This window comes from Anaerolinea thermophila (assembly GCF_020723905.1).
Taxonomy (GTDB): Bacteria; Chloroflexota; Anaerolineae; order Anaerolineales; family Anaerolineaceae; genus Anaerolinea; species Anaerolinea thermophila_A.
Window position 1 is genome coordinate 380,283 of record NZ_DYHZ01000002.1, and the last position, 23,395, is coordinate 403,677.

Annotated in this window: 20 protein-coding genes; 9 read left to right on the forward strand and 11 right to left on the reverse strand. The window is 56.7% G+C overall.

Going from position 1 to position 23,395, the window contains the following annotated elements; all coding sequences use genetic code 11:
- Positions 1–12: 12 nt before the first annotated feature.
- Genes LHF31_RS04365 through LHF31_RS04380 form a run of 4 tightly spaced genes read left to right on the forward strand, consistent with a single transcriptional unit; the run spans position 13 to position 6,389 of the window.
- Entirely contained in the window at positions 13–846 is an 834-nt protein-coding gene (locus tag LHF31_RS04365; protein ID WP_298004965.1) for a polyphosphate kinase 2 family protein, read from the forward strand.
- A gap of 25 nt (positions 847–871) precedes the next feature.
- Positions 872–1,633, forward strand: coding sequence for a ribonuclease Z (locus tag LHF31_RS04370; RefSeq protein ID WP_298004968.1), 762 nt, complete (start codon positions 872–874; stop codon positions 1,631–1,633).
- Complete coding sequence (locus tag LHF31_RS04375; protein ID WP_298004971.1) at positions 1,630–4,614, forward strand: hypothetical protein; 2,985 nt, start codon at positions 1,630–1,632, stop codon at positions 4,612–4,614. The genes LHF31_RS04370 and LHF31_RS04375 overlap by 4 nt, the downstream gene beginning before the upstream one ends.
- A gap of 41 nt (positions 4,615–4,655) precedes the next feature.
- Complete coding sequence (locus LHF31_RS04380; protein ID WP_298004974.1) at positions 4,656–6,389, forward strand: hypothetical protein; 1,734 nt, start codon at positions 4,656–4,658, stop codon at positions 6,387–6,389.
- A gap of 58 nt (positions 6,390–6,447) precedes the next feature.
- Here the strand turns inward: LHF31_RS04380 and LHF31_RS04385 are convergent, their stop codons facing one another.
- The 3 genes from LHF31_RS04385 to LHF31_RS04395 form a co-directional block, all read right to left on the reverse strand.
- Positions 6,448–7,254, reverse strand: coding sequence for a TIGR00266 family protein (locus tag LHF31_RS04385; RefSeq protein ID WP_298004977.1), 807 nt, complete (start codon positions 7,252–7,254; stop codon positions 6,448–6,450).
- Positions 7,255–7,317: 63 nt separating this feature from the next.
- Positions 7,318–8,487, reverse strand: a complete 1,170-nt coding sequence (locus tag LHF31_RS04390) for a hypothetical protein (RefSeq protein WP_298004980.1) — start codon at positions 8,485–8,487, stop codon at positions 7,318–7,320.
- Positions 8,487–9,149, reverse strand: coding sequence for an alpha/beta hydrolase (locus LHF31_RS04395; protein ID WP_298004982.1), 663 nt, complete (start codon positions 9,147–9,149; stop codon positions 8,487–8,489). Before LHF31_RS04395 ends, LHF31_RS04390 begins: the two co-directional genes overlap by 1 nt.
- 124 nt (positions 9,150–9,273) lie before the next feature.
- Here LHF31_RS04395 and LHF31_RS04400 point away from each other — a divergent pair, with 124 nt between their 5' ends.
- Both LHF31_RS04400 and LHF31_RS04405 read left to right on the forward strand, forming a co-directional pair.
- Positions 9,274–10,746: a M20 family peptidase gene (locus tag LHF31_RS04400; RefSeq protein ID WP_298004986.1), complete on the forward strand. Its 1,473-nt coding sequence runs from the start codon at positions 9,274–9,276 to the stop codon at positions 10,744–10,746.
- A gap of 15 nt (positions 10,747–10,761) precedes the next feature.
- Entirely contained in the window at positions 10,762–11,118 is a 357-nt protein-coding gene (locus tag LHF31_RS04405) for a hypothetical protein (protein ID WP_298004988.1), read from the forward strand.
- A 71-nt stretch (positions 11,119–11,189) separates the two neighbouring features.
- Here the strand turns inward: LHF31_RS04405 and LHF31_RS04410 are convergent, their stop codons facing one another.
- Positions 11,190–11,363 carry a hypothetical protein gene (locus LHF31_RS04410; protein WP_298004992.1) on the reverse strand — a complete coding sequence of 58 codons (174 nt, stop codon included), beginning with the start codon at positions 11,361–11,363 and terminating at the stop codon, positions 11,190–11,192.
- Positions 11,364–11,488: 125 nt separating this feature from the next.
- Between LHF31_RS04410 and LHF31_RS04415 the strand changes: the two genes are divergently transcribed.
- A complete protein-coding gene (locus LHF31_RS04415; protein ID WP_298004994.1) occupies positions 11,489–13,192 on the forward strand; it encodes a hypothetical protein in 1,704 nt (567 codons plus the stop codon).
- 1 nt (position 13,193) lies between these two features.
- Here the strand turns inward: LHF31_RS04415 and glgX are convergent, their stop codons facing one another.
- Positions 13,194–15,260 (reverse strand): glycogen debranching protein GlgX, encoded by a 2,067-nt coding sequence (gene glgX / locus LHF31_RS04420; RefSeq protein ID WP_298004998.1) that lies wholly within the window; start codon positions 15,258–15,260, stop codon positions 13,194–13,196.
- Positions 15,261–15,407: 147 nt separating this feature from the next.
- On the opposite strand from glgX, the gene LHF31_RS04425 reads away from it, so the two are divergent.
- On the forward strand, positions 15,408–17,042 hold the full coding sequence (locus LHF31_RS04425; protein ID WP_298005000.1) for a gamma-glutamyltransferase family protein: 1,635 nt from the start codon (positions 15,408–15,410) through the stop codon (positions 17,040–17,042).
- 12 nt (positions 17,043–17,054) lie between these two features.
- Complete coding sequence (gene uvrC, locus LHF31_RS04430; protein WP_298005004.1) at positions 17,055–18,917, forward strand: excinuclease ABC subunit UvrC; 1,863 nt, start codon at positions 17,055–17,057, stop codon at positions 18,915–18,917.
- 51 nt (positions 18,918–18,968) lie between these two features.
- Here the strand turns inward: uvrC and LHF31_RS04435 are convergent, their stop codons facing one another.
- Genes LHF31_RS04435 through LHF31_RS04460 form a run of 6 tightly spaced genes read right to left on the reverse strand, consistent with a single transcriptional unit; the run spans position 18,969 to position 23,394 of the window.
- Positions 18,969–20,765: a heme o synthase gene (locus LHF31_RS04435; RefSeq protein ID WP_298005007.1), complete on the reverse strand. Its 1,797-nt coding sequence runs from the start codon at positions 20,763–20,765 to the stop codon at positions 18,969–18,971.
- Positions 20,734–21,519 (reverse strand): SURF1 family protein, encoded by a 786-nt coding sequence (locus tag LHF31_RS04440; RefSeq protein WP_298005010.1) that lies wholly within the window; start codon positions 21,517–21,519, stop codon positions 20,734–20,736. The genes LHF31_RS04435 and LHF31_RS04440 overlap by 32 nt, the downstream gene beginning before the upstream one ends.
- The gene (locus LHF31_RS04445; RefSeq protein ID WP_303773716.1) at positions 21,516–22,025 is read right to left on the reverse strand and encodes a hypothetical protein; all 510 of its coding nucleotides are present in this window, start codon (positions 22,023–22,025) and stop codon (positions 21,516–21,518) included. Before LHF31_RS04445 ends, LHF31_RS04440 begins: the two co-directional genes overlap by 4 nt.
- Positions 22,022–22,603, reverse strand: a complete 582-nt coding sequence (locus LHF31_RS04450; protein ID WP_303773658.1) for an SCO family protein — start codon at positions 22,601–22,603, stop codon at positions 22,022–22,024. Before LHF31_RS04450 ends, LHF31_RS04445 begins: the two co-directional genes overlap by 4 nt.
- Positions 22,600–23,178: a cytochrome c oxidase subunit 3 gene (locus LHF31_RS04455; protein WP_298005018.1), complete on the reverse strand. Its 579-nt coding sequence runs from the start codon at positions 23,176–23,178 to the stop codon at positions 22,600–22,602. The genes LHF31_RS04450 and LHF31_RS04455 overlap by 4 nt, the downstream gene beginning before the upstream one ends.
- The gene (locus LHF31_RS04460) at positions 23,179–23,394 is read right to left on the reverse strand and encodes a cytochrome C oxidase subunit IV family protein (protein ID WP_298005020.1); all 216 of its coding nucleotides are present in this window, start codon (positions 23,392–23,394) and stop codon (positions 23,179–23,181) included.
- Position 23,395 lies beyond the last annotated feature (1 nt).

Genomic DNA, 23,395 nt, shown 5'->3' on the forward strand with positions numbered 1-23,395 from the left:
ATGGGGGAACACATGGAACGCTATCAAATCAAACCGGGGCAAAAAGTGAGTTTAAAGGACTGGTCTCCCGACCCGCCGAGGGATTTCGAGGGTGGGAAGGAATCTGCTCGGGCTGATGTTGCCGAACTCAACCGCAAACTGGAGGTGCTTCAGGAACGCCTGTTTGCCGAGCGCCGCCACAAGGTGCTGGTAATCCTTCAGGGGATGGATACCAGCGGAAAGGATGGTGTGATTCGCTCGGTGTTCGATGGAGTTAACCCGCAGGGCGTCAAGGTTGCCAGTTTCAAAGTGCCCACGCCGGAGGAACTGGATCGCGATTACCTGTGGCGGGTGCACAAAGTGGTACCGGGCAGGGGAGAGATGGTCATCTTCAACCGCAGTCATTATGAGGATGTGCTGGTGGTGCGGGTTCATCAACTCGTCCCGCCAGAGGTCTGGAAGAAGCGCTACGATCAGATTAACGAATTCGAGCGTCTCTTGTGGGAAACGGGTACAACCATCCTCAAGTTTTTTCTCTTCATCAGCAAAGAAGAGCAAAAACAGCGTTTGCTGGAACGGCTGGCAGATCCGGCAAAACACTGGAAGTTCAACCCCGGCGATCTGAAAGAGCGCGCCCTGTGGGATGAATACGAAAAAGCCTATGAGGATGTGCTCTCCCGTACCAGCACCGGGTATGCCCCCTGGTACATTGTCCCTGCGGATAAAAAGTGGTATCGTGACTGGGTCATCAGCCGGGTGCTGGTTGAAACGCTGGAGAATCTGAACATCCAGGTTCCTCCACCGCTGGAAGATGCGGAGACCTACCGGCGTCAACTGCTGGAAGAAGATGAACGGGTAAGCCCTTAAAAAGTTCGGTATAATCGAGGCGCATATGAGTCCTGTTCAGGTTACGCTTCTTGGCACAAATGGCTGGTTTGACACGTACACGGGCAATACCCCCTGTGTGCTGGTACAAACCCCCGATTGCGATGTCATTCTGGACGCCGGTTATGGCTTTGCCAAACTTGACCGCTTTATCCGCGGGGATCGCCCGGCATACCTGCTCCTCAGTCATTTCCATCTGGATCACTTAATCGGGTTGCATACTCTCGCCAAATTCCAGTTTCAGCATGGGCTGACCATCATTGGACAACCCGGCACAAAATGGGCGCTGGAATCCCTGCTTTCTCCGGTGTATTCGGTGCCGCTTTCCGGTCTGCGCTACCCCGTTCACATTGTGGAGAGTCAGCCCGGGAAAATAGAACATCTGCCTTTTGAAGTGCTGGCTTTACCTCTGATTCACTCTCAGCCGTGCTTTGGCTATCGTTTGCAGGTGGACGGCAAAGTTCTGGCGTATTGCACCGATACCGGTTACTGCGAGAACGCCGTCAAACTGGCACAGCATGCTGATATCCTGTTGACCGAATGCTCGCAGGCGCCCGGCACGCCGCACAACGATGAATGGCCCCACCTTTCCCCCACTGAAGCGGCGCGCATTGCCCGCGAAGCCGAAGCCCGTCAACTGGTGCTGATTCACTTTGATCCTACTCAGTACCCCACCCTCGAAGACCGCATTCACGCCGAAACTGAAGCCCGCAAGGTGTTCTCCAGCGTCACCGCCGGGCGGGATGAACTGCATTTTACTCTGGCATGAGCGCACTGGGGATTGAGAACGGGGTTGTCGCGGGGCAATCTGCCGCGTGGAGCCTCATCCAGAAACTCGGCGAGGGGGACGCTGGCGAGGTTTATCTGGTGGAGGGGCTGGTCAGCCATGAGCCAGCCATTCTCAAACGCCCGCGGCGGAGTGTTTTTCTGGGGGAGATTCGCCGTCAGGCTGAGCAGATACGCACCGAGGGGCGCATTTTACAGGCGCTGGAATACATTCTTAAGCCATTGCAGGGGCGGGTGCGCACACCGCGCCTGCTGGATGTGAGTAAGCCCGGCACGGAATTCTCCGAAAATCTTTTCATCGTTATCGAGCGCGCTGACGGATTTGATCTTTCCACCCTCACCCGTGTAGCCCAAATGGGCTTTTCACCTGCCGAAATGGCAGGGTACTCTCCCATTGAACAAAATTTCCTGCGCCATCTGGCAAAACAGGGAGCGGTACCGGAACGGGTCATTCTTGCCGCGCTTGCCGCAGTATTGGATGTCTTTGCCCTGATCCATGCGACTGAATGGGAATGGAACAATCAAATCATCCAGGGCATCCTCTGGAACGATGTCAAACCCGATCACCTTTTCTGGAATCCGTATCAAACCTGTGTGACCCTGATCGACTGGGGCAACGGCAGGGTGATTGAAAAAAACGAAGGTGGACGGAAAGCACGGTACTCCCCCATGGAGGACCTGCGTCAGTTCTGGGAAGAGATGGGACGCTTTCTCTGGCAGGTGCATCCTGCCCTGCTGGAACGGCTGGAATGGACGACGGGGCTCCCGGATTTGCGGGAAATGCCTTCCCGGGTGGAGATTTTGCGTCAGCGCATTGAGCGCCTGCGCCTGGATGCTGAACGGCAGGCGCGCCAGTTGCGAGAAGAAGAAATGCGCCTGCTTTCCCCCACTCTCGGAGAGGGATTATTGCGCGAAGCCCTGGAAGATGTGCATGCCCGTTTGATTGCAGTGGGCGAAATTCCTGATTATGAAAATGCTCTCCGCATGGCGGGAAGCATCAGCGCCAACCTTGCTGCCGTGGGGGATATGGAGACCATCCGCTCGGTGTGCCGCTGGGCGGAAGGATTGCCCGGCAGTCAAAGTGCCATGTGGCAGGTGATTGCCCGGCTGGCGGATTTTGCCCGGCAGGCACAGCCGTCGCATAAAGAAGCCATCCTGCAAGCCGTTCAACATGCCGCCATGGGACAGTGGGAAAATGTCCTCTGGTACATGCTGGTGTTCCTGGAAAACGCTTCCGAGCCGGAAAACTGGCAGGAAGTGGTGGAGCAGGTACGCGCGCTGGCACTGCCGGAGGGCGACGTGAATGTGCGTCCTCTGCCAGTGCTGAAGCGGGTGTTGTTCACTCTGCAGTCCACCCTTCAACGCATGGAAGACAACAATGCGGAAGACGAAGAAACACTTGCCCTGCGTGCCCTTGTAGATCAACTGCGCTCGGTGACCTTCAACTGGGTGCAGGTGGACCCACTGCCGCCTCACACCACGCTTCTCTACGGAGATGCCGAAGCCCTCATTCCCGAGATCGAGCGATTTCTGCCCGGCGCAGGCGAGGACCTGCGTCGCGCCCTCGCCCCTCTGCGACAGCAGGTGCAGGAGGTGCTGGAAAACTGGGGAAGGCGGGAGTTTGTCCATGCTCAGCAGGAGTTACGTCGCCTGCTCTTGCTAGACCCGGATCGTCGCCGACTGTTGCGTGCAGATAGCGCGCTTCAAAAAGCACCCCAGTGGCTTCAGCAATTGCACAGTGGACCGCAGGAACAGGAACACCTCAGCGAATGCGTCACCCGCTGGGAATACGAAGGGCGGGAAATGCGCAATCAGGTGGGCAGTGCCGGATGGCTGGATGGTATTCTGGAAGGGCTGAAAGCCGTGCGCCGTGGCACCTGGCCCGGCGATTTACTCCTTTCCCAGCCTGAACTGGTGACCGATTTGCCCTGGCTCACCGAATTTGAACGCGCTGAGGAAGTCCAGAGACGTTTGTATCCTCATCTGTCCCTGCCTGTGCCTTTGACCCTTCAGGGTATTCAGGAAACCCGTTTTGGTCCTGAACAAGCCATTCATTTCCTGGAGCCGATGGATGCGTGGACGCCGGAAGCGCGCGGCTCATCGGCGCGAGTGTACCGGGCTACTTACCTTGCGGGAAACGGGGAACAGCAGGAAGCCGCCTTGAAACTCATGCGCATGGATAAAGCCGAATACGCCTTGCCGCTTTTCCGTGAAGAGGTGCGCGTCCTTTCCATTTTGCAGGGAGTATCTGGCGTCAACCCCATGCTGGAATGCGGTTTCCTCTGGATGGGCGAGGGCTTTGACCCTCCGCCGGATCACAATCTGGGCGCCATTCAAGCCCTGCGCGGCGATGCTGTGCGTATGGGAGTGGATCGAGCGGAAACCTTTCTGGAGCAACTGGATCAGCGGGTGCGGGAAGGCTGGTTGCCTTACCTGCTGGTGCAGAAACGCCGTCGCGAGGACAACCTTTTGCTGATGTGTGATGCCAGCATCACCCAGGGACGTTTACTGCCCGTCCCGCAGTTACTGATGATGAGCATTCAAATTTGCGAGATTCTCGAAGCGGCTCACCAGCATAACATTGTGTACCGCGATCACAAAATTCTGCATTATTACTGGGAAACTGCCCGGAACGGCGTATTTATCATTGACTGGAATGTTGCTCGTTATCATCCCGGGGGCTTAACGTCGGTGGAAATCAGCATGGATCTGGTTCAGTTGGGCGCGCGCGGGTTACATCACATCCTCACCGGACGCCCTGCTCCCGGCGCTCTGCCTCTGGGACCTACCCGCCCGGAAGAGATTGAGCAAGCCGCACAGCAGTACCGCGCCCAGTGGACCTTTGATGACCAGCGCCTTTCCACTCAGGTGCTTGCCATTCTGGAGCAGTTGCTGGCGGGAAGTTACGCCAGCGTCAGCGATTTGAAAGCCGATCTCAAACGGGCATACCTTGACCTGCGCTAAAACCGGTATAATTCCCGTACCCTATTTCAATGGGAATGACTATGGATACTTCTTTGCTTGACCGAATTGAACAACAACTGGCTGATGCCAGCACCCCCGTGAACGAACTGCGCCGGCTCTCCATTGAACTTGACGATGCCATGCATGAAAGTGGTTTTGCCTTACTGCCGGAAGCCGAGCGCACCCGCGCGCAGAGATTGTTTCAGGAACTGCGGGCACGTTTGCGCGGCGGCGAGGTGAAACCCGTCCCGGAAACGCCTCTGCGGGATGCGACAGTCCCGGAAGCCCCTTCTGCATCCAGATCTACCCGCCCGCGCAGTGAGGAACGCCAGCATAATCCCTATGCTCAGGAAACCATGGAGGAAGCAGAGCGCCTTTTTTACGGAGGACGTTATGCCGATGCCATTCGCCTGTATGATCAGGTGCTTGCCATTGAGCCTGACTGGGAACGCGCCCGTCAGCACCGCAATGAGGCTGAAGGCTACCTGCGTACCGGATACATTCCGGCGGTGGCACTCCCTGCCGAAGCCGCTTCGGCGTTTGGCAAAGCCCAATCGGCGGCGCGACTGGGACGGTATCAGGATGCGCTTGCCCTTCTCCAGCGGGCTCAGAATATCCTTCAGCAATATGGCATTCAGCGCTGGCAGGAAGGAACGGAGTTTGAGCAGAAACTCCAGCAGAACATTGACGCTGAAAATGTCTTCAATGAGGGCTTGCAGTTGTTTGCCCAGGGACAACTGGAGGAGGGGATAGACCGGGTGGAGACCGCCGCTCAAGCCACCGGTTTGCCCCGCTATCATGAGCGTTTGCAGACGCTTCTGCGCGAACGCGAGCAGATTCAAGCCAGCGTTGAAGCGCTCAATGCCACCGTGCTGGATCCGCGCGCGGTCACTCAGGCGAAGAGCAACATCGAAACGCTGGTGTTGAAGTACGGCGAGAACCCAACCCTGCAAAAGTTGCGCGCGCAACTGGAAGCCGCGGTCCCGCGGCTGGCGTCCAGTTTGATGGATCAGGTGCGTCAGTTGCGCGTACAGGCAGTGCGGGCGCAGACGCTGGAAACAGCCCGCAGTCGCATCCGGCAGGCGCGGCAATTGCTGGAGCAATTAACCGGTCTGGGCTATCAGAGCGAGGAATTTGTTGATCTTCAACGCGAGGTGGAGAAAACGTTTCAGGAAATCTCCCGCTATGAGGACACGCTGGAACAGACCCGCGCTGTGCTGGAGACCAACCCGAACTGGCCCTCAGCGGCGGCGCGCATGAGCGCCGACCTGCGGGCGCGTTTTCCCAACGATCCCAACATCATTGAACTGAACAAAGCCCTTTCGGTCTACACCCGCACCCTGCTGGGATTGAAAATTGCCGGTGCGGCGCTGGCACTGGCGCTGGTGGTCTTTCTCATCGGGTTGGGAGTGGGACAGGTGCGCAGTTACATTCTTTCCCTGACTCCCACGGCGACACCTACTCCCACAGCAACTGCCACTCCCACCCGTACAGCAACGCCGACCGCCACAGTCACTCCGACACCGCGTCCCACCGAGACGCCCACCATTACCCCCACGCCCCTCACCGCCTCGCTGGCGAGGCGGGTATGGGCCCGCAATGGCTGTTACGAGGAGTTTACCGGCATTGCCCAGATCCCAGAAGGCGCAGTGGTACGTCTGCTTCCTGCAGAACGGCGCTTCGACACCCTCTCGCGGGAATGTCTGCTGGTGGAATATGTCGGCGAAACACGCACGATCATTGGCTGGATTTTAATTGCCGATCTGGCAAGGTAGTCCAGCGGTTTCTTTTAGAAAACCATCAGGCGCCGGATAAGCGGCGCCTGATGCTGATTTAACCGCCCAGATTGATGTTCACTCCGCCCTGACTTTTCCCCTCTGCCGCCGGCAAGAACTTGCGGATGGCTCCCGCCAGTTTCGACATCGGCATGGTCTGGAGCCAGATGCGCCCCGGCCCGGTGAGACTGACAAGGAACAGTCCCTCGCCGCCGAAGAGCAGGTTCTTTACCCCTTTGACCAGTTGTACATCGTAGGTCACAGTCGGCTCAAACATTGCCAGGTGCCCGGTGTCCACCAGCATTTTCTGGCCGGGCTGCAGGGTGTATTCGACGATCTCGCCGTCGAAACTGGCAAAGAAGGTTCCGGGACCCTCAAATTTTTGCAGGATGAAGCCCTCGCCGCCGAAGAAGCCCGCTCCCAGGCGTTTCTGGAAGGCAATGCTCATGTTGACGCTCTGTTCTGCCACCAGCAGGGTATCTTTCTGAGCAATCATTGCCTGCCCCTGCGCCAGATTGACCGGAATAATTTTCCCGGGGAAGTCGCAGGAGAAGGTCGCCATGGCGCCTTCGATTTCCGCTGTGTAGTTGACCACAAACAGCGATTCTCCGGTAAACACGCGCCCCAGTGCGCCCATCAACCCGCCTTTGCCAAGGTTTGTGTCCATGCGCACGCCCTGACTCATCCACGAAAGCGAGCCGACCTCGGTGTAAAAGCCCATGCCCGGTTTCATCCGCAGGGTGAGCGCCTGCATCACAGTGCCAATGATCTGATAATCTGCCCCGCCCATGGTGCGCCCCGAGAGGGTCACTACAGGTTCAGGTAAATCCAACCGCTGACCGGCGGTGTTGGTGTATTCGCTCATATTGAAGCCTCTCCTTTTCTATTGAGAAATCTGTAATCAGAGTAACAGAAAATCCTTCCAGAATCAATACGGATTTGAGGGCAAAGAAGTTGCACGGGAATGCTTCACCCATACCACAACCAGCAGGATGAGCAAAAAGGTGCGCAGTCCAACGGGAAGTGCCAGCCACTGGAACCATCCCCGGGAAAGCAAAAGGGGCCATTCCAGCAGGTTGACCAGCGTCAGCGTGCCGCTCATCAGTAAACCCTGCCGCAGGGGCAGACTGAGCAAAATCAGCGGGATAAGGTAAAGCACCCATTGAGGACTCCACCCCGGCGACCAGAGGAAAAAAAGCGCCCATGTCAGCCCCACCAGAGTCAGGCTGTTTTTTGGAGAAGCCACTGGATGTCGCAAATACAGGATAAACCCCAATCCACCGATGCCCAGCAAACGAATCCACGCAGGAATGCGCTCAGGGTTGCCCATGGGTTGGACAGCGGCTTGTGGATCAAAACGAAGCGCAAGGTCTCCAAAATTTCCTGTGCCCCAGTTGCCGTCCAGCAATGCCCACACGGTCTCCCACGATCCTTTGGCAGATTGAGATTGCAGGGAAGCCCGGGTGAACTCCGGTGAGACAAGCCATAAACTGCCATACACCGCTGCCACCAGCCCAAGCGCCGTCAGGGTGATGGTGATTGCCCGCCGCGGCGGCGCGCTGCGCCATATTGTGGGAAGAACAAGCGCCGGGAACCATTTTGTCAGCATACCCAGCCCGATAATTACGCCGGTTTGAGCGTCTGAACGTGAGGAGAGCAAAGCGTGCAGTCCCAAAAGGGTGAAGAACACGCACAGGCTATCAAAATACCACCAGGTGTAAGCCAGCCCGGCGATCAGCGCAGCGTAGAGTACAGCGCGGGTGTCGCCATCGGGGAGGGACAGATGCTCGGTGAGGCGCTGGAACAGCACAATGCTGGCTACATCCACACCGGTCAAAAGAATTACCAGGAGATATGTGAAGGCGTTTTCTCGGGGAGCGAGATGCACCAGCCCTTCCAGCAGGAAGGGGAAGAGGGGCGGAAATTCCACCCAGTAATTCACAAAAGGAAGTCCCGGCAGTTGCGCCAGACGGTAGAAGTGATAAAAATCCCCATATCCGCGCAGTCCGTCAAAGGGAAGCGCCAGCAAGAGCGGCACACGCACGAGCAGGAACACCATCCATGGCAGGGATTTGGGACGCATAAGAGGGATAGCCATCAGCCTTTCTGTAAAAATTCGTCAAGCGTATGCAAAATGAGCGCCATTCCTTTCAGAGTGGCGTCAAGGTCTCCCTCCACTTCCAGACTGTGGTTGGCGTTTGACAGCACCAGCAGATGAAAGTCGCCGTGTTTCATCAGGTCTTGCATGGCGCTTGCATCGAACAGCGGGTCAGCATCTCCGGCGATGAAGAGCGATCTGGGCTTGGTACGGCGCACGGCTTCGCGCAGGAAAGGCACCCGCACCAGCGGAGTAAGCCACACGTAGGTGGCGTGGAGCAACTCGGCTTCATGCACCAGCAACCATGCCAGCACCAGAGACCCCAGCGATTTCCCGAACAGCACCACCCGTTGATAGTCGCGCTGAGCCATTGCCACCTCAAAGGCGTTGCGGGCGTCATTCCCCAGCAGGCGCAGGCGCTCCTCCATATCCAGTTGATCAAAACCGGGGGCTCGCGAGGCGTTATATTCAATGGTCAAAGCATCCGCACCGCGGGCAATCATCAGCCGTGTGGGGTAGTACAGGACGGGCATGGCGCAGGTGTAGCCGCGCCCCGGGAAGAAGATCGCCAGTTCATCTGTGCCCTCTTTTTGACGGAAAAAGGTGTTGGTCAACGGGGAGCCATCCATTCCGTGTATGGGTAAAGAAAGAATTTCTTCCATTTCATCACCTCTCTGAATGATTATAGTCAGTAAATGGATAACATTGGTGCTCTTTTTTGCCTTGCCGGTTAACAATTCTGCTATACTGAGGTTAATTCGTCATCTGTTGAGGAGGAAGTGCGAGATGCTGGAAAGTCTGGGGATCCTTGCGCTGGTTCTGGCGTTGTTTTTCCTCGCTTTTTTGTTAATTCGCACGGTACTGTTTGGTAAAGTCCCACCGCCCATCCCGGAAACGGAATTGCCGGCTGTGGATGGGGAGATTGTGGCAGAGCATCTTGCCGCAGTCCTGCGCCATCGCACCATCTCAGAGGCGGAGGAAAAACCTGTGGATGCCCAGGCTTTCCTCAACCTGCACCGTGAACTGGAGCGGCTGTATCCGCGCGTACATGCGACTCTGCGGGTGGAAGTGGTTAATCGCTTGAGTTTACTCTATATCTGGAAGGGCAAAGATGAAACGCTCGATCCGGTGCTGTTTGCCGGCCACCTGGACGTGGTGCCGGTTGATCCGGAAACCCGGGATGCCTGGAAATTCCCGCCTTTTGATGGACATATTGAAGAGGGGGCGGTGTGGGGACGCGGCGCGCTGGATACCAAAAACAGCGTGGTTGCCGTTCTGGAGGCAGTGGAAACCCTCTTGAAACAGGGCTATCAACCCGTGCGCACTATTTTGCTGGCTTTTGGACATGATGAGGAAATCGGCGGGTTTCAGGGCGCGGCGCAAATTGCCGGTCGTATTCAGGCGTACAATACCCGCCTCGCGGCAGTGCTGGATGAGGGCGGCGCCATTCTGAGCGGCGGGGTTGTTCCCGGGGTGCGTTTTCCTGTGGCGCTCATCGGCACTGCCGAAAAGGGGTATGCCACTCTTCAATTGACGGTGGAATCGTCCGGCGGACATTCCTCCATGCCCCCCAGACATACAGGCATTGGCGTGCTGGCGTGCGCCATCACCCGTCTGGAAAATGCGCCCTTCCCTGCACGTTTATACCTGGTACGACGCATGTTTGAATTTCTGGCGCCTTTTTTGCCTTTTGGACTGCGGCTGGCGTTTGCCAACCTGTGGCTGTTCCGTCCGCTGATCAGCCGTGCGCTTGGAGCCAATCCCCGCACCAATGCGCTGATCCGTACCACCACGGCAGTGACAATGGTCCGGGGAGGAGTGAAAGATAATGTCCTGCCTGCCCGCACCACGGCGGAGGTTAACTTCCGGCTGATGCCCGGCGATCGTGTTGCGGATGTGGTGGCATTTGCCCGGCGGGTGATTGCCGATGATGCTGTGCAGATTAATCTGCCACAGGGTAGGGCATGGGAAGCCTCCCGGGTTTCTCCCACCGATTCGGCGGCGTTTCAGGGTATTCTTCAGGCACTCGGGCAGGTTTATCCTGAAGCCATCAGTGCGCCATATCTGGTTGCCGGCGCCACCGATGCCCGTCATTATCAACCCATATGCGAGCAAATTTACCGTCTCAGCCCGATGATGATCACTGCGGAAGAACTTAAGACCATCCACAGTGTCAATGAGCACATTTCCATTGAGACGCTGGCACGAATGGTGCAATTCTATATACAACTCATCAAAATCTGGGGAGAAAACGGGTAAAAACGGAGGTGAAGCATGCCTATTACCGTCAACCAGCTCAAAAATATCAACGAACTGGTGGAGTACCTGAACGATCTGGAAGCCAAGATTCGCGTGCTGGAAGATGAAAATTCCGCCTTGCGCAGCGCCATGGAGGAAGTTTCCAGCACCAACCGCAGCGTGGTCAACCTCTTACGGCAGGAATGGCCCCGCACGGGTCTGGTCAGCCGCAGTTTCTGGATTCGCGCCCTGACCGTGTACGGGCACTTCTTTGTGATTCAATTAATTGTTACAGCATTCCTGTTCGTGGGGTATTTGATCTTCATCGCTCCGGTAATTGCCCGCTTCATTAACGAAGTCCTGCCTGCTTTGCTTCCCGGGATGACGCCCTGACGAACATGCCCCCTGAGATGTTTGTGCATTTCAGGGGGCTCTACCGGTAAACCATTAAACGGTGGGGAAAATTATGCTGTCTGGCGCAGTTCTACCAGTTCAGCCTCCACTGCAGCAATTTCCGCTTTCAAATCCAGTAAATATTGCTCTAACCGGGCAATGTATTCTTCGCGCGAGAGATATACGGTCGTCTCTTCAGTATGACTGCCGCACCCGCAGGTACCGCCACAAGCGCATTCAGACATCTTTTTGCCTCCTGTACTTTTATTAGGTTACCAATTTATTATATCATTATTTGGATAAAATATAGCATATTTAGTCTTGCGATTTGTTTTTCCGGCGTTCCTCACTCTGCGTTATAATCCTCACCATGGAAAGAACTGTCCCCAGTGCTACCAGCGAAGAAATTAAACTGTACCGTGCCACATTGTATTCTCTGCTGCGTTCTACCGCAGAGGTATCCATCCGCACGCTGGAAGAAGCCCATGCGGGCATGAATTCCCTGCTCCATCCGCATGCGCGTGATCCTCAACCCGACCTCTCGGCATTCATCTATGCCATGTTGCGCCTGCCCGATTGCATGCCCGCTGTGCGTTCGGTCATCCTTGGGCAAAGCCAGGAAGTTTTCATGCGCCATGGTTATGGTAACATCGAAACCTGGCAGGAAGTCACCGCCCGGGCGCGGCGGCGGCGCTGTTTCTTCGATGGACAGAGCACCCTGGCATGTTACATCGCTTCGCGATCTGATATCGAGGATATTTTGCCTGCTCTGACTGCCTACCAGATTGAGTGGAACAAGATGCGCTTGCTGCTTTCTGCTGTGCCGGAAGGCGAATCACTGGCAGATGCGGCGGTAGATCCACAGCGTTTCCTGCGTCTGGCGGATGTGCTGCGGCTCAGCGTGGAAGATCTGGGGCGTCTGCGCACCCTGTGGGGGGGACAGTTTACAGCCATGCTGGAGCGCATTCGTGCGCAAAAGATGAATCTGGGGGTGAGGTTGCTCTCGGGTTCGTTAAGCGCCTATCAGCGTGCCACACACCTGTGGTGGGAACACCTGGAAACAGTATGCCCGCAACTGGGCGAACGTCCGTTGTACTTCATCTCCAGCAATACCCACAGCCTTGTCAATCTGCTTTCCGGGTATGCCCTGCGGCATGAAGATGCCATTGCCCGGTTTATCGAGGAGTCCAGTCCGGAATTGAAAAATGAGTGGCGCGATATCCAGAAGGGGCAGGTACGTTCCAGCCGCGAAAATTTTCTGTACTATGCCTTAAAGAAATACCAGCAAAGTCCTGCAGGGGCGCATGCCTTGCAGGAACAACTGGATGAGGAACGTGCCCTGGGGATTTTGCGGATTCCCTCTGAGCGTTCATTTGATCTGGAAGCGCAGGTGATTGACCTTTCCCGTCTTGATCCTGCCCGTTTTGATCCCCGTTTACAGGCTGGACTGGATCTGGACTTCTTGCGTCACAGCAATGCGCTGATACTGAACATTGATTATCCGCTGGGGCTGGGGGCGTATCATTTACTCTCCAAGATTGCCGAGCAAGCCGTACAGATTTTGGGGGTGTACATCATGGGCAAAGCCGCCACGCTGAACGCCCGTCGCGGTGATGTGATGATTCCTTCTGTGGTACAGGATGAGCATTCCCATAATACCTATCTGTTCCGCAACTGCTTTACCGCCGCGGATGTGCTTCCTTACCTTGTTTACGGAGCAGTGCTGGACAATCAGAAAGCCGTGTGCGTGCTGGGGACGTTCCTGCAAAATTCTCGCATTATGGACGTGTTTTATCGTGAAGGATATGCCGATATTGAAATGGAAGCCGGTCCGTACCTTTCGGCGGTGTATGAAATGTCCCGCCCCAAGCGCCATCCGGTGGATGAACTGGTCAACCTGAGCGATCTGCCCTTCGATCTGGGCATTCTCCATTACGCTTCGGATACGCCCTTGAGCAAAGGGCAAAATCTGGGTGCGGGCACACTGTCCTACTATGGCATGGATTCGACCTACGCCACCACCATTGCCATTGCGAGGCGCATTTTCCAGCAAGAAATTCAACGTTTGCGGTGAGTTATTCTTCGTCCAGTCCCGCCACCAGTACCACCACCGAGCGCCCTTCGGCGCGGTAGTGGGTGGAATGTAAACGGGGTGCGCGGAAGGGTGGGATTAAATCGTCAGGGGAGGGCTGACTGGTGTCCAGCACACGACGCCAGTGCCCGCCACTGGCAAGTGCGGGTAATTCAAAGGTCAGCGGATCGTGGTAGGCATTGAAAATCATGTGAATGAGGCGCCCGCCGCCATTGCTGACCGTCATTGCCAGAGAGTGCGAATGCGGACTCCAGTCGGGCTGGTTAAGGTGTGTGCCGTGCAGGGTGATGCGGGCTTCCTGAAGAATCTGCGAGAGCGATTTGAAATCGTCCTCAGGGTCCGAGGCAAAGTGCAGGCGGAAGCGAATCAATTCCCGAACGAACCGTAAAAGTTCGGCGTGTTTTTCAACCAGCCGCCAGTCAAACCAGGAAATTTCGTTATCCTGACAGTAAGCATTGTTGTTGCCGCGCTGTGTGCGGCGGACTTCGTCGCCCATTTGAATCATCGGTGCGCCCAATGCCAGCAGAGCGTAAGCAAAAAAGTTCTTGATTTGCTGTTCGCGCAGGCGCTCGATTTCGGGGTCGTTGGAAGGACCTTCCACCCCGTGATTGCAGGCGATATTCTCATTGTGCCCGTCGCGGTTGTTCTCGCCGTTGGCTTCGTTGTGCTTGTGTTCGTAGGACACCAGGTCGTTGAGGGTGAAGCCGTCGTGACAGGTGACGAAGTTGATACTCTGGTCGGGTTCTTTTTCCTCGTGACCGTATAAATCGGGGCTGGCGAGCATGCGGTTGGGGAATGCGTAGATACTGCCCGCATCTCCGCGTACCCAATGACGGATGTCATCGCGGAATTTGCCGTTCCATTCCCGCCAGCGGTCTCCCACGAAGTTCCCCACCTGATACAGCCCGGCTGCATCCCACGCCTCGGCAATGAGTTTGGTCCCCGCCAGGTAGGGGTCGTTCTCGATATCCAGCAGGACGGGCGGATTGGGAACAGGGTTGCCGTATTCATCGCGGGAGAGGATAGAGGCGAGGTCAAAACGGAACCCGTCCACGTGCATTTCAGAGACCCAGTAACGCAGGCTGTCGAGAATCATGCGCCGGACGACAGGGTGGTTGGTGTTGAGGGTATTGCCCGTGCCGGTGTAATTGACGTAACGAGAGCGGTCTTTAGAATCCAGCATGTAGTACACGTCGTTGGCAATGCCCCGGAAGGACAGGGTGGGTCCATCCGAACCGTTTTCGGTGGTGTGGTTGTACACCACATCCAGAATGACTTCAATGCCGGCGCGGTGCAACAGTTTGACCATGTCACGAAACTCGTTGAGCACCTCTTGCGGGTCCTGCCGGGAACTGTAGAAGGGATGCAGGGCAAAGAACGAAATGGGACTGTACCCCCAGTAGTTGCTCAATCCGGGCGGTGCATCCAGCGGGTCAAAGGCATACACTGGCAAAAGTTCTACCGCGGTGATGCCCAGATCAACCAGGTAGGGTATTTTCTCGATCAACCCGGCAAACGTGCCGCGCTTTCCTTCGGGAACTCCGGAACTGGGGTGACGGGTAAAGCCCGCCACGTGCATTTCGTAAATCACCGTGCGGGCAAAGGGGCGGTGCAGGGGATAATCGCCGTTCCAGTCATAGGTGGAGGTATCCACCACCACGTTTTTCAGCGCATAGGGGGTGTTATCTCCCGGCTGGCATGCTGCCCTGCGATCGTACTGGCGTGGGAACACGACCGCTTTTCCATAAGGATCAAGAAGGACTTTGGCAGGATCGAAGCGCAATCCCTTCTCTGGAGCAAAGGGGCCGTGAACCCGGTAGGCGTAGATTTGCCCTGCCTTAAGCCCGGGAACAAAGACATGCCAGTAATGGAAGGTGCGATTCTTACGCGGATCCAGGGGAATGACCTCTGCCGGTCTGGCATCGTCGGCAGAATCGAACAGCAACAGGTCAACCCGCGTACTCCCGCGGGAGTAAAGGCTGAAATTGACACCCTTGGGGGAAATGGTTGCACCGAGTGGAAAACTACGACCTGGAAGAGTTGCCAGCATCCACGTTCCTGAAAACAAAGTCCTCTTTATTTTATCTTAATCGGAGATTTTGTGGGCTGCAAGCGTTTTCAATCCAATTGTTGTGCAACTGCAAGGATGGACTTCACATCTGTAACCGGTCTGGATTGATGATAGAATCAAATTGCTATGGAGAGCAATTTATTTGAATTTACCTCACGCCGTTCGCCGGTCATCAGCCGGTATGGCATAGTCGCTGCCTCTCAGCCGCTTGCCGTTGCCGCCGGGTTAAAGGTACTTTCGATGGGTGGAAATGCCGCCGATGCCGCTGTGGCTACTGCTGCAGCGCTTAATGTGACGGAACCGGGCAGTACTGGCCTGGGCGGAGATGCATTCTGCCTTTACTACGAAGCCAGCACTCGCAAGGTGTATGCGCTAAACGGCTCGGGGCGTGCTCCAGCCGCGTTGACGCTGGAGCGTCTCCAGGCCGAGGGTTTTGGGCAGACGCTACCGCGGTTTCATCCATACACCATCACCGTTCCGGGGGCATGCGCCGCATGGTGTGATACGGTAGAGCGCTTTGGGCGCTTACCGATGATTAAAGTGCTGGGCCCTGCTGTGGAACTGGCACAGGAAGGCTTCCCCGTTGCGCCTCAGACGGCATATCTCTGGCAGCGTGCCGCTACCCAGCAACTGGCTTCGGCGGTGAACGGGCTGGAATTAACCCTCACTGGACGGGGTCCGTGCGCGGGAGAGATTTTCCGCAACCCCGGCCTGGCGCAGGCGCTGACCATGATCGCCATTGAAGGCAAGGATGCCTTCTATCGGGGTGCAATTGCCCATGCCATTGTTGAGGTGGTGCGCGAGGCAGGGGGGTGCCTGACCCTTGAGGATCTGGCGGCACATCAAAGCACCTGGGAAGAACCCATCAGTGTAACCTATCACGGCGTTCGCTTCTGGGAGTGCCCGCCCAACGGTCAGGGCATTGCCGCTTTGATGGCGTTGAACCTGCTGGAAACCTACGATTTACACCGCCTGGATCCGCTCTCACCTGAACGCCTGCATTTGCTCATCGAAGCCATGCGCCTGGCGTTTGCCGATGCCCGGCATTATGTGGCAGATCCGGCATTTTCCCGTATTCCTCTGGAGGAGTTGCTCTCCAAAGCCTATGCAGAGGAACGCCGTAAACTCATTGACCCGGCGCGCGCCAATCCGACAGTGCGTCATGGGGTGCCGTTTGCTTCCAGCGATACCGTCTATCTGGCAGTGGTGGATGCGCAGGGGAATGCCTGCTCGTTCATTAACAGTAACTACATGGGATTTGGGACAGGCATTGTTCCGCGCGGATGGGGTTTCAGTTTGCAAAACCGCGGGCACAACTTCAGTCTGATTCCGGGGCATCCCAATCAGGTGGCACCTTTCAAGCGTCCCTATCACACCATTATCCCGGCAATGGCAACCCGCGAAGAGGATGACAGCCTGTTTGCCTGCTACGGGGTAATGGGCGGTTTCATGCAGCCGCAGGGGCATCTACAGGTGGCGGTGGCACTGGTGGATGACCATCTGGACCCGCAGGCGGCTCTTGATCGTCCACGTTTCTGCATCGAGCCGGATGAAAGCGGCAGTGTGGTGGCGCTGGAAGAGGGGATTCCGGTGAAGAGCATGGCGGCACTGGCAGATCGCGGGCATAACATCCGCCCGGTCAGCGGAAGCGGGCGCACCCTGTTTGGACGCGGGCAGGTCATTTATCGAGACCCCGAACAGGGGGTGCTGTGGGCAGGCTCCGATCCCCGCGCCGATGGTTGCGCCATGACTCTGGGATGATTCGGACGTGCGATGAAAGCCATCTCTGAGCACCTTCAGCAAATTTTAGATAACCTTCCCACCCGTCCCGGCTGTTATATCTACAAGAACGAAGCCGGGGAAGTCATTTACGTGGGCAAGGCAGTCAACCTGCGCAACCGGGTGCGTTCCTATTTCAACGAAAGTCCCAAGGATTTCAAAACCCGCCAGTTAGTGCGCCACATTGCGCATATTGACTGGATTGTAGTGGAAAGCGAACTCGAGGCGCTCATCCTCGAGATGAATCTGATTAAGAAATACCGCCCGCGCTACAACATCCGTCTCAAGGATGACAAGCGGTACCCCTACATCAAAGTGCACTGGGCGGCACCTTTCCCCAAAGTTACCGTCACGCGCCAGATGGTTCAGGACGGCTCACGTTATTTTGGACCCTACACCAGCGTGTGGGCGGTACACCAGACTCTTGACGTCCTCCGTCGCATCTTCCCTTATCTGACCTGTGATCGTGAAATCACCGGCAAGGATGCCCGTGCCTGCCTGTATTACGATATCAAACTGTGCACCGCGCCCTGTATCGGCGCTATCGGTCAAGCCGAATACCGCAGGATGATCGAAGACCTGTGCGACTTCCTGCAGGGGCGCACTGAACCCATCGTTACCCGCCTGCAAAAAGAGATGGAAGAAGCAGCCGAAGCCCTGCAGTTCGAGCGCGCCGCCGCCATCCGCGACCAGATTTTTGCCATTGAGAAAATTGTCGAAAAACAGCGTGTCATCTCCAGCAAACAGATGGACTCCGATGTCATCGCCATTGCCCGCACCAACGGAGAAGCCTGTGTGCAAATTTTCTTCATCCGCTCGGGGAAATTAATCGGGCGGGAGTACTTCATCCTGGAGGGGACGCAGGAGGAAAAGGAAGCCGAAATTGTCGCGCAGTTCATCAAGCAGTTCTACTCCGAAGCGGCAACCCTGCCCGATCAGGTGCTCTTGCCCCATGAGGTCGAAGAAGCCCAGATCATCGAGCAGTGGCTGAAAACCCGTCGCGGAGGGGATAAGGTGCAACTGGTGGTGCCGCATCATGGCGAGGAACGCGAACTGGTGGAGATGGCAACTGAAAACGCCATTGAGACTCTTTCCGCTTTGCGGGCGCAGTGGGAAGCCGATACCAACAAGCAGCAGCAAGCCCTGGCGGAGATTCAGCAAGCCCTCAACCTGCCCGCTCCGCCGAACAAAATCGAGTGTTTCGATATTTCCAACACGCAGGGCACAGCCACTGTTGCCAGCATGGTGGTGTTTGAGCAGGGCGTGCCAAGCAAGAAAAACTATCGTCATTTCAACATTCGTTCGGTCCAGGGTCCGGATGATTTTGCCAGTATGGAAGAAGCCCTCAGCCGGCGCTTCAAACGCTGGCAGGCGGCGCAGGAAGGACAGTTTGAACCCGGTGCCAAACTGGACCCTGCTTTCACCATTCTGCCTGATCTGCTGATTGTGGACGGCGGAAAGGGGCAACTGAGCCGCGCTGTCAAGGTGCTGGAATCCTTTGGTTTGTCCGGAAAAGTGCCGGTGGTGGGACTTGCCAAACAAAACGAAGAACTCTTTCTGCCGGGGCGCAGTGAGTCTATCCTGTTGCCGCGGCACTCGCAGGGGTTGTACCTGCTTCAGCGGATCCGTGATGAAGCCCATCGCTTTGCCATTACGGCGCACCGCAAACAGCGCACCCGACAGGGCATGGCGAGCGTGCTGGATGCCATTCCCGGCATTGGTCCCGCGCGCCGCCGCTGGTTGTTACAGCATTTCGGTTCGCTGGAAGCCATCCGGCAGGCAAGTCTGGAAGAATTAACCGCCGCCCCGGGCATTACCCCGGAACTGGCGCAAAAAATCAAAGAACATCTGGAATAAAAACGCTCCCTGGTCTCAAGGGAGCGTTTGGCTTTTATTTAAACAGGTGCTTCACACCAGCACGTCAATGACCATTGCCAGGAAGAGGAAAGCCAGATACATGCTGGAGGTGCGGTACATCGTCCAGGCGATTTTATTTCCCCCCTGTTTCAGCACCCGCCATGCCACGCCAATGAGCCACAAACCCAGCACCAGCGCAGAAATCAGGTAAATACTGCCCCCCAGATTGAACAGGGGGATGAGCAGTGTCAGCCCGACCAGTTCCAGGGTGTAGATGAACACCTGTTTGCGTGTTTCCATTTCCCCTCTCACCACCGGCAACATGGGGACACCCCCGCGGGCGTAATCGTTGCGGCGCACCAGCGCCAGCGCCCAGAAATGCGGCGGGGTCCAGAAGAAAATGATGGCAAAGAGAAACAGCGAGGGGATGTTCAGACTGCCGGTTGCCGCCGCCCAGCCTACCAGCGGCGGAATTGCCCCGGCGCCGCCACCAATGACGATGTTCTGCACAGTGGCATGTTTGAGCCACAGACTGTACAGAATCACATAGTACACCATGCCCGCCAGTGAGAGCAGTGCCGCCAGCAAATTCACAAACCCTGCCAGCAGGAAGAAGGCGGCAAGACAGGCGGCAATGCCGTAAGCCAGTCCCTCGGCAGGTTTCATCCGTCCGGAGGGGATAGGGCGTTTGGCGGTACGCTGCATGGCTTTGTCTACCTCGCGGTCAATGTATTGATTCAGCGCGCTTGCTCCGCCTGCCGCCAGGGCGCCACCCAGCATTGTCCAGAAGGTCAATTCCAGCGAAGGCAGGCGCTTTCCACCTACCACCATTCCTGCGTAGGTTGTCACCAGCAGGAGCAGGACAATGATGGGTTTGTTCAGGCGGTAGAAGTCGCCCAGACGCTCTCGCAGAGGGAGCGTTTCCCGGGTTTCAAGTGATTCGTCCTCTGCCGTGCGTCCTGCCAGTCCCACTGCCAGCAGGCTCAGCGTATTCGCGATTATCCATCCGGCGGTGGCAAGTGCATGGACACCCACCAGTTCAACCGGAAAATTGCGCAAAACCATCAGCGCTCCCATCAATCCCTGCCCGAAGAAGAGGATGAATCCTGCTGTCACGGCAGGCAGGGTCAGCGTTTGACTGCGTTGCGAACGCCACGCCAGAACAAACTGCACGCTCACCAGTGTCCCTGTGATCAGCATCAGGGCGCGGTGTACCAGCGCCAGCCAGCCGAGCGGTTCCGTGGGCAGACATACCGGAAATTCTGCGCAGGCTTTTCCGGCATCCAGCGCACTGACCAGCGCTCCGCTGGTTAACAATGCCAGTCCTGCCGCATTGCTCCACAGGGTCAGGCGGGCAAAGGGTGAGGTAAAGCGCAGGGCATGGGTGGGGGCAGGCGAGATTTGATGAGTGAGTGCAAATGCTGCAGTCAATGCGCCCAGCGCCAGCATGGAGAGCAGGAAGTGCAGGGCAGAAGACATCTGTGCCGCCATACCGAGGACCAGAATGGCTCCCAGGGGAATTTGAATCGCAAACAAAGCGGTAGCGGTAAGGGTGGCGATCAGAATGCCGCGTTGAGCGCGCAGATGCACTCCCGCCACAATCAGCGCTCCCAGCAGTGCCAGGAAAGACGTCCCCGCCAGCCACCGGTGAAGCATGGAGGTGGCTTGTGCCGGGTCTGCGGGTAAAGCAAAGGACCCGTAACAGGTGGGATAATCCGGGCAGGCTTGCGCCCCGCTGTTCAGGCGGAGCAGCGTGCCTGCGGTCATCATGGCGAGGGTGAGCACCAGCGCCAGCCCGATGAGCCAGCGGAAAGATTTAAGCGGATTCCGAAAGGTGTTTGCGTACATAAAAAGGGTATCCTGCCAGCAAAATAAGTGCGAAAGAAAACCATTGCAGGGCATAACTCAGGTGTGAACCTTCGCTCACCTCGATGGAGGTGTCTGCACGATAGGGTAAAGCGGATGTTGAGTCATCGGGAAGCGCCAGCATATACACCGGTAAAAGTCTGCCGGATATCTGTCGGGATATACGCTCCACGTTGAGCCATTTCCACGCCGTCAGTCTGCCGCCTTCGGGAAGCACAGGGTCGCCCCCGCCGCCCCAGCGGGGTTCCATTTGGGAGGGCATCAGCCGTCCCTGAAGGCGCGCCTCGCCCGGGAGGCGATAGGCGGCGCGCTGATTCTCATCTCCCTGATTCAGCGGTATCCAGCCGCGATCAACGAGGATTACCGTGTCTGTTCCGGTGATGTGCAGGGGGGTAATCAGGTGATACCCCGGCTGTCCTTCCCAGACCTGATTGAGCAAGAGAACCTCTTCTTCGTATAGGTAAACACCGCTGACTTCCACCAGACGGAATGCTTTTTCCTCCCAGCGGGTTTCACCCTGTAACAGAGCGTTGTTGAGGTTCAACACTGGAGCGCTGGCGTTTTGAAGGATGAGGGCGTTACGGGCACGGCGTTGTTCCAGCCGGTCAAGTTGCCACAAACCCAGGCGCACCATCACTGCGGCGGCAAGCAGTACCAGCACAGTGGTGCCCAGCCAGCGCAGACTGAAGAAGGGATGTGTCGTTCGTCTTTCCTGGGTCAGCGCAGCAGTTTTCATGAGGAGGATTCCTCCCGCGAACGGACAGGAAAAATCAGAAAACTGTACAGCCACAGCATTGCCGCCGAGGGCAATCCCATCAGGACCAATCCCTGAATACGCGTTTCCGTCGTCAGGTTGGGTTTGACCTCAATGCCAAACAACCGCGAAGTCTGGAAGGTGCAGGCATACTGATAGGTATTGGCTTTGCCCACTTCCAGCACCCCGCTGGATTGCGGCGGTACCCACACTGGACCTAATTGATGGCTGACCGAATCGAGGTTTTTTACCACCAGTAAATCGCCTTCCACAAAAGTCATCTTTTCTGGCAGAGACAGCACCGGCTCACCCGCGGCAATTTTCTCAGCCGTCCCGCTGGGGATGACCAGTTCAATGCGCCGTGCCTGATCGCGGGCATTCGGGTCTTTGAGCAACTGGTAGGAAATCTCATTCACCCCCCATGCCCCCAGCATACCTAGGATGAGCGAGAAAATCAGGCGAAGGGTAACGGCTTTCCACATCTTCATGGTTTGAGCAAAAAACGAACATCGGAAAGAATATCTTCTACGGGCGTTCCAAATGAATAGGTTGCCCGGAGCATCCCTTCGGTGTCGATGAGATAAACCCGCGCCGAATGATCCACCAGATAGCCCGCCGCTGTGCCGCCCTGCCGGATCTCCCGGTACACACCGTACGCCTGCCAGATGGGTTGCAGATCTTCTTCTGTGCCGGTCACTCCTGTAATACGCGGATCAAACGCTGCTGTGTACGTGCGCATCTTTTCGGCGGTATCCCGCTGGGGATCCACGGTGACGAATACGACCTGAACCCGCTCTGCCTGTGCTCCCAGTCGCTGGAGGACCTGCTTCATCTCCCCCAGTGTTGCCGGGCAGACGTCCGGGCAGGTGGTGTACCCAAAGAAAATCAGCACCACCTTGCCGCGTTGAGCGGAGAGGTCGAAGCCGTTCAGGTCAATTGGCGGGGCTGGCTGGGGTGGGTCTATAATGGAGCCACGCAGGCGATACGGTTGCGCCAGCGCCAGCCCTGCCACAGCCAGCAGGGCGATGAAAACCCCAAGCCCCAGCCAGAAAGCATACTTTCTCATAGCGTTCCGATCAGGTACAGCGCTGGATAATAGAAAATCCACACCACATCCACAAAGTGCCAGTAGTTTGCCGCCGCTTCCACTGCCCAGTGACGTTCAGGGCTGTAGTGTCCGCGCAGACCGTTGCGCAGGATGATGCCGAGGAAGACCACACCGGTCAGCACATGAAAGGCGTGCATGCCCGTCATCATGTAGAACACCGCCCCCTGTGCGCCATCGGCGGGACCGAAAGGAGCGATTTGCCACTCCACGCCCACCACACCAATCAAGAAGGCAATACCCAGCGCCATGGTGATGGCGGTGCTGGTGATGAAGCCTTTCCGGTTCCCGCGTGAAATTTCCACTTCGGCGCGGTTCATGAAGAAACTGGAAATGAGTAAAACCGAGGTGACGATCACCCCCACCATTTGTTCCAGTTCAGGGCGGTGTCCACCCAGCAGGTAGAAGCGCGTTACCAGTAACCCTGCAAACACAAACGAATCGGAGAGGATGAACAGCCACAGTCCGATGCGGGACGTGCGCAGCTTGTACGCGTAAGAGTGCATGTGTTCCACCGCGGAGGTTTGCGTTGCCATTTAATGTCCTCCTTCTTCGCGGAATGCGCGTTGAATGTGCATATAAAACCAGATCACCAGACCTGCTTTTAGCAGGGCAATCAACCACAGGAAGATGCCGGGAGCACCGTGAGTGCCCAGAAAGTACTCGATGACAGTCAACACTGCCAGTACCACAAAGACCAGCACCCCGCGGCGAAGTTCCATTTTCTTTTCCTGATCATGCGAAGTTTCCATC

Bases quoted from the DNA above. Each gene is read 5' to 3' on its own strand.
- LHF31_RS04365 (WP_298004965.1), top strand. From the start codon at position 13: ATGGAACGCTATCAAATCAAACCGGGGCAAAAAGTGAGTTTAAAGGAC.
- LHF31_RS04370 (WP_298004968.1), top strand. From the start codon at position 872: ATGAGTCCTGTTCAGGTTACGCTTCTTGGCACAAATGGCTGGTTTGAC.
- LHF31_RS04375 (WP_298004971.1), top strand. From the start codon at position 1,630: ATGAGCGCACTGGGGATTGAGAACGGGGTTGTCGCGGGGCAATCTGCC.
- LHF31_RS04380 (WP_298004974.1), top strand. From the start codon at position 4,656: ATGGATACTTCTTTGCTTGACCGAATTGAACAACAACTGGCTGATGCC.
- LHF31_RS04385 (WP_298004977.1), bottom strand. From the start codon at position 7,254: ATGAGCGAATACACCAACACCGCCGGTCAGCGGTTGGATTTACCTGAA.
- LHF31_RS04390 (WP_298004980.1), bottom strand. From the start codon at position 8,487: ATGGCTATCCCTCTTATGCGTCCCAAATCCCTGCCATGGATGGTGTTC.
- LHF31_RS04395 (WP_298004982.1), bottom strand. From the start codon at position 9,149: ATGGAAGAAATTCTTTCTTTACCCATACACGGAATGGATGGCTCCCCG.
- LHF31_RS04400 (WP_298004986.1), top strand. From the start codon at position 9,274: ATGCTGGAAAGTCTGGGGATCCTTGCGCTGGTTCTGGCGTTGTTTTTC.
- LHF31_RS04405 (WP_298004988.1), top strand. From the start codon at position 10,762: ATGCCTATTACCGTCAACCAGCTCAAAAATATCAACGAACTGGTGGAG.
- LHF31_RS04410 (WP_298004992.1), bottom strand. From the start codon at position 11,363: ATGTCTGAATGCGCTTGTGGCGGTACCTGCGGGTGCGGCAGTCATACT.
- LHF31_RS04415 (WP_298004994.1), top strand. From the start codon at position 11,489: ATGGAAAGAACTGTCCCCAGTGCTACCAGCGAAGAAATTAAACTGTAC.
- glgX (WP_298004998.1), bottom strand. From the start codon at position 15,260: ATGCTGGCAACTCTTCCAGGTCGTAGTTTTCCACTCGGTGCAACCATT.
- LHF31_RS04425 (WP_298005000.1), top strand. From the start codon at position 15,408: ATGGAGAGCAATTTATTTGAATTTACCTCACGCCGTTCGCCGGTCATC.
- uvrC (WP_298005004.1), top strand. From the start codon at position 17,055: ATGAAAGCCATCTCTGAGCACCTTCAGCAAATTTTAGATAACCTTCCC.
- LHF31_RS04435 (WP_298005007.1), bottom strand. From the start codon at position 20,765: ATGTACGCAAACACCTTTCGGAATCCGCTTAAATCTTTCCGCTGGCTC.
- LHF31_RS04440 (WP_298005010.1), bottom strand. From the start codon at position 21,519: ATGAAAACTGCTGCGCTGACCCAGGAAAGACGAACGACACATCCCTTC.
- LHF31_RS04445 (WP_303773716.1), bottom strand. From the start codon at position 22,025: ATGAAGATGTGGAAAGCCGTTACCCTTCGCCTGATTTTCTCGCTCATC.
- LHF31_RS04450 (WP_303773658.1), bottom strand. From the start codon at position 22,603: ATGAGAAAGTATGCTTTCTGGCTGGGGCTTGGGGTTTTCATCGCCCTG.
- LHF31_RS04455 (WP_298005018.1), bottom strand. From the start codon at position 23,178: ATGGCAACGCAAACCTCCGCGGTGGAACACATGCACTCTTACGCGTAC.
- LHF31_RS04460 (WP_298005020.1), bottom strand. From the start codon at position 23,394: ATGGAAACTTCGCATGATCAGGAAAAGAAAATGGAACTTCGCCGCGGG.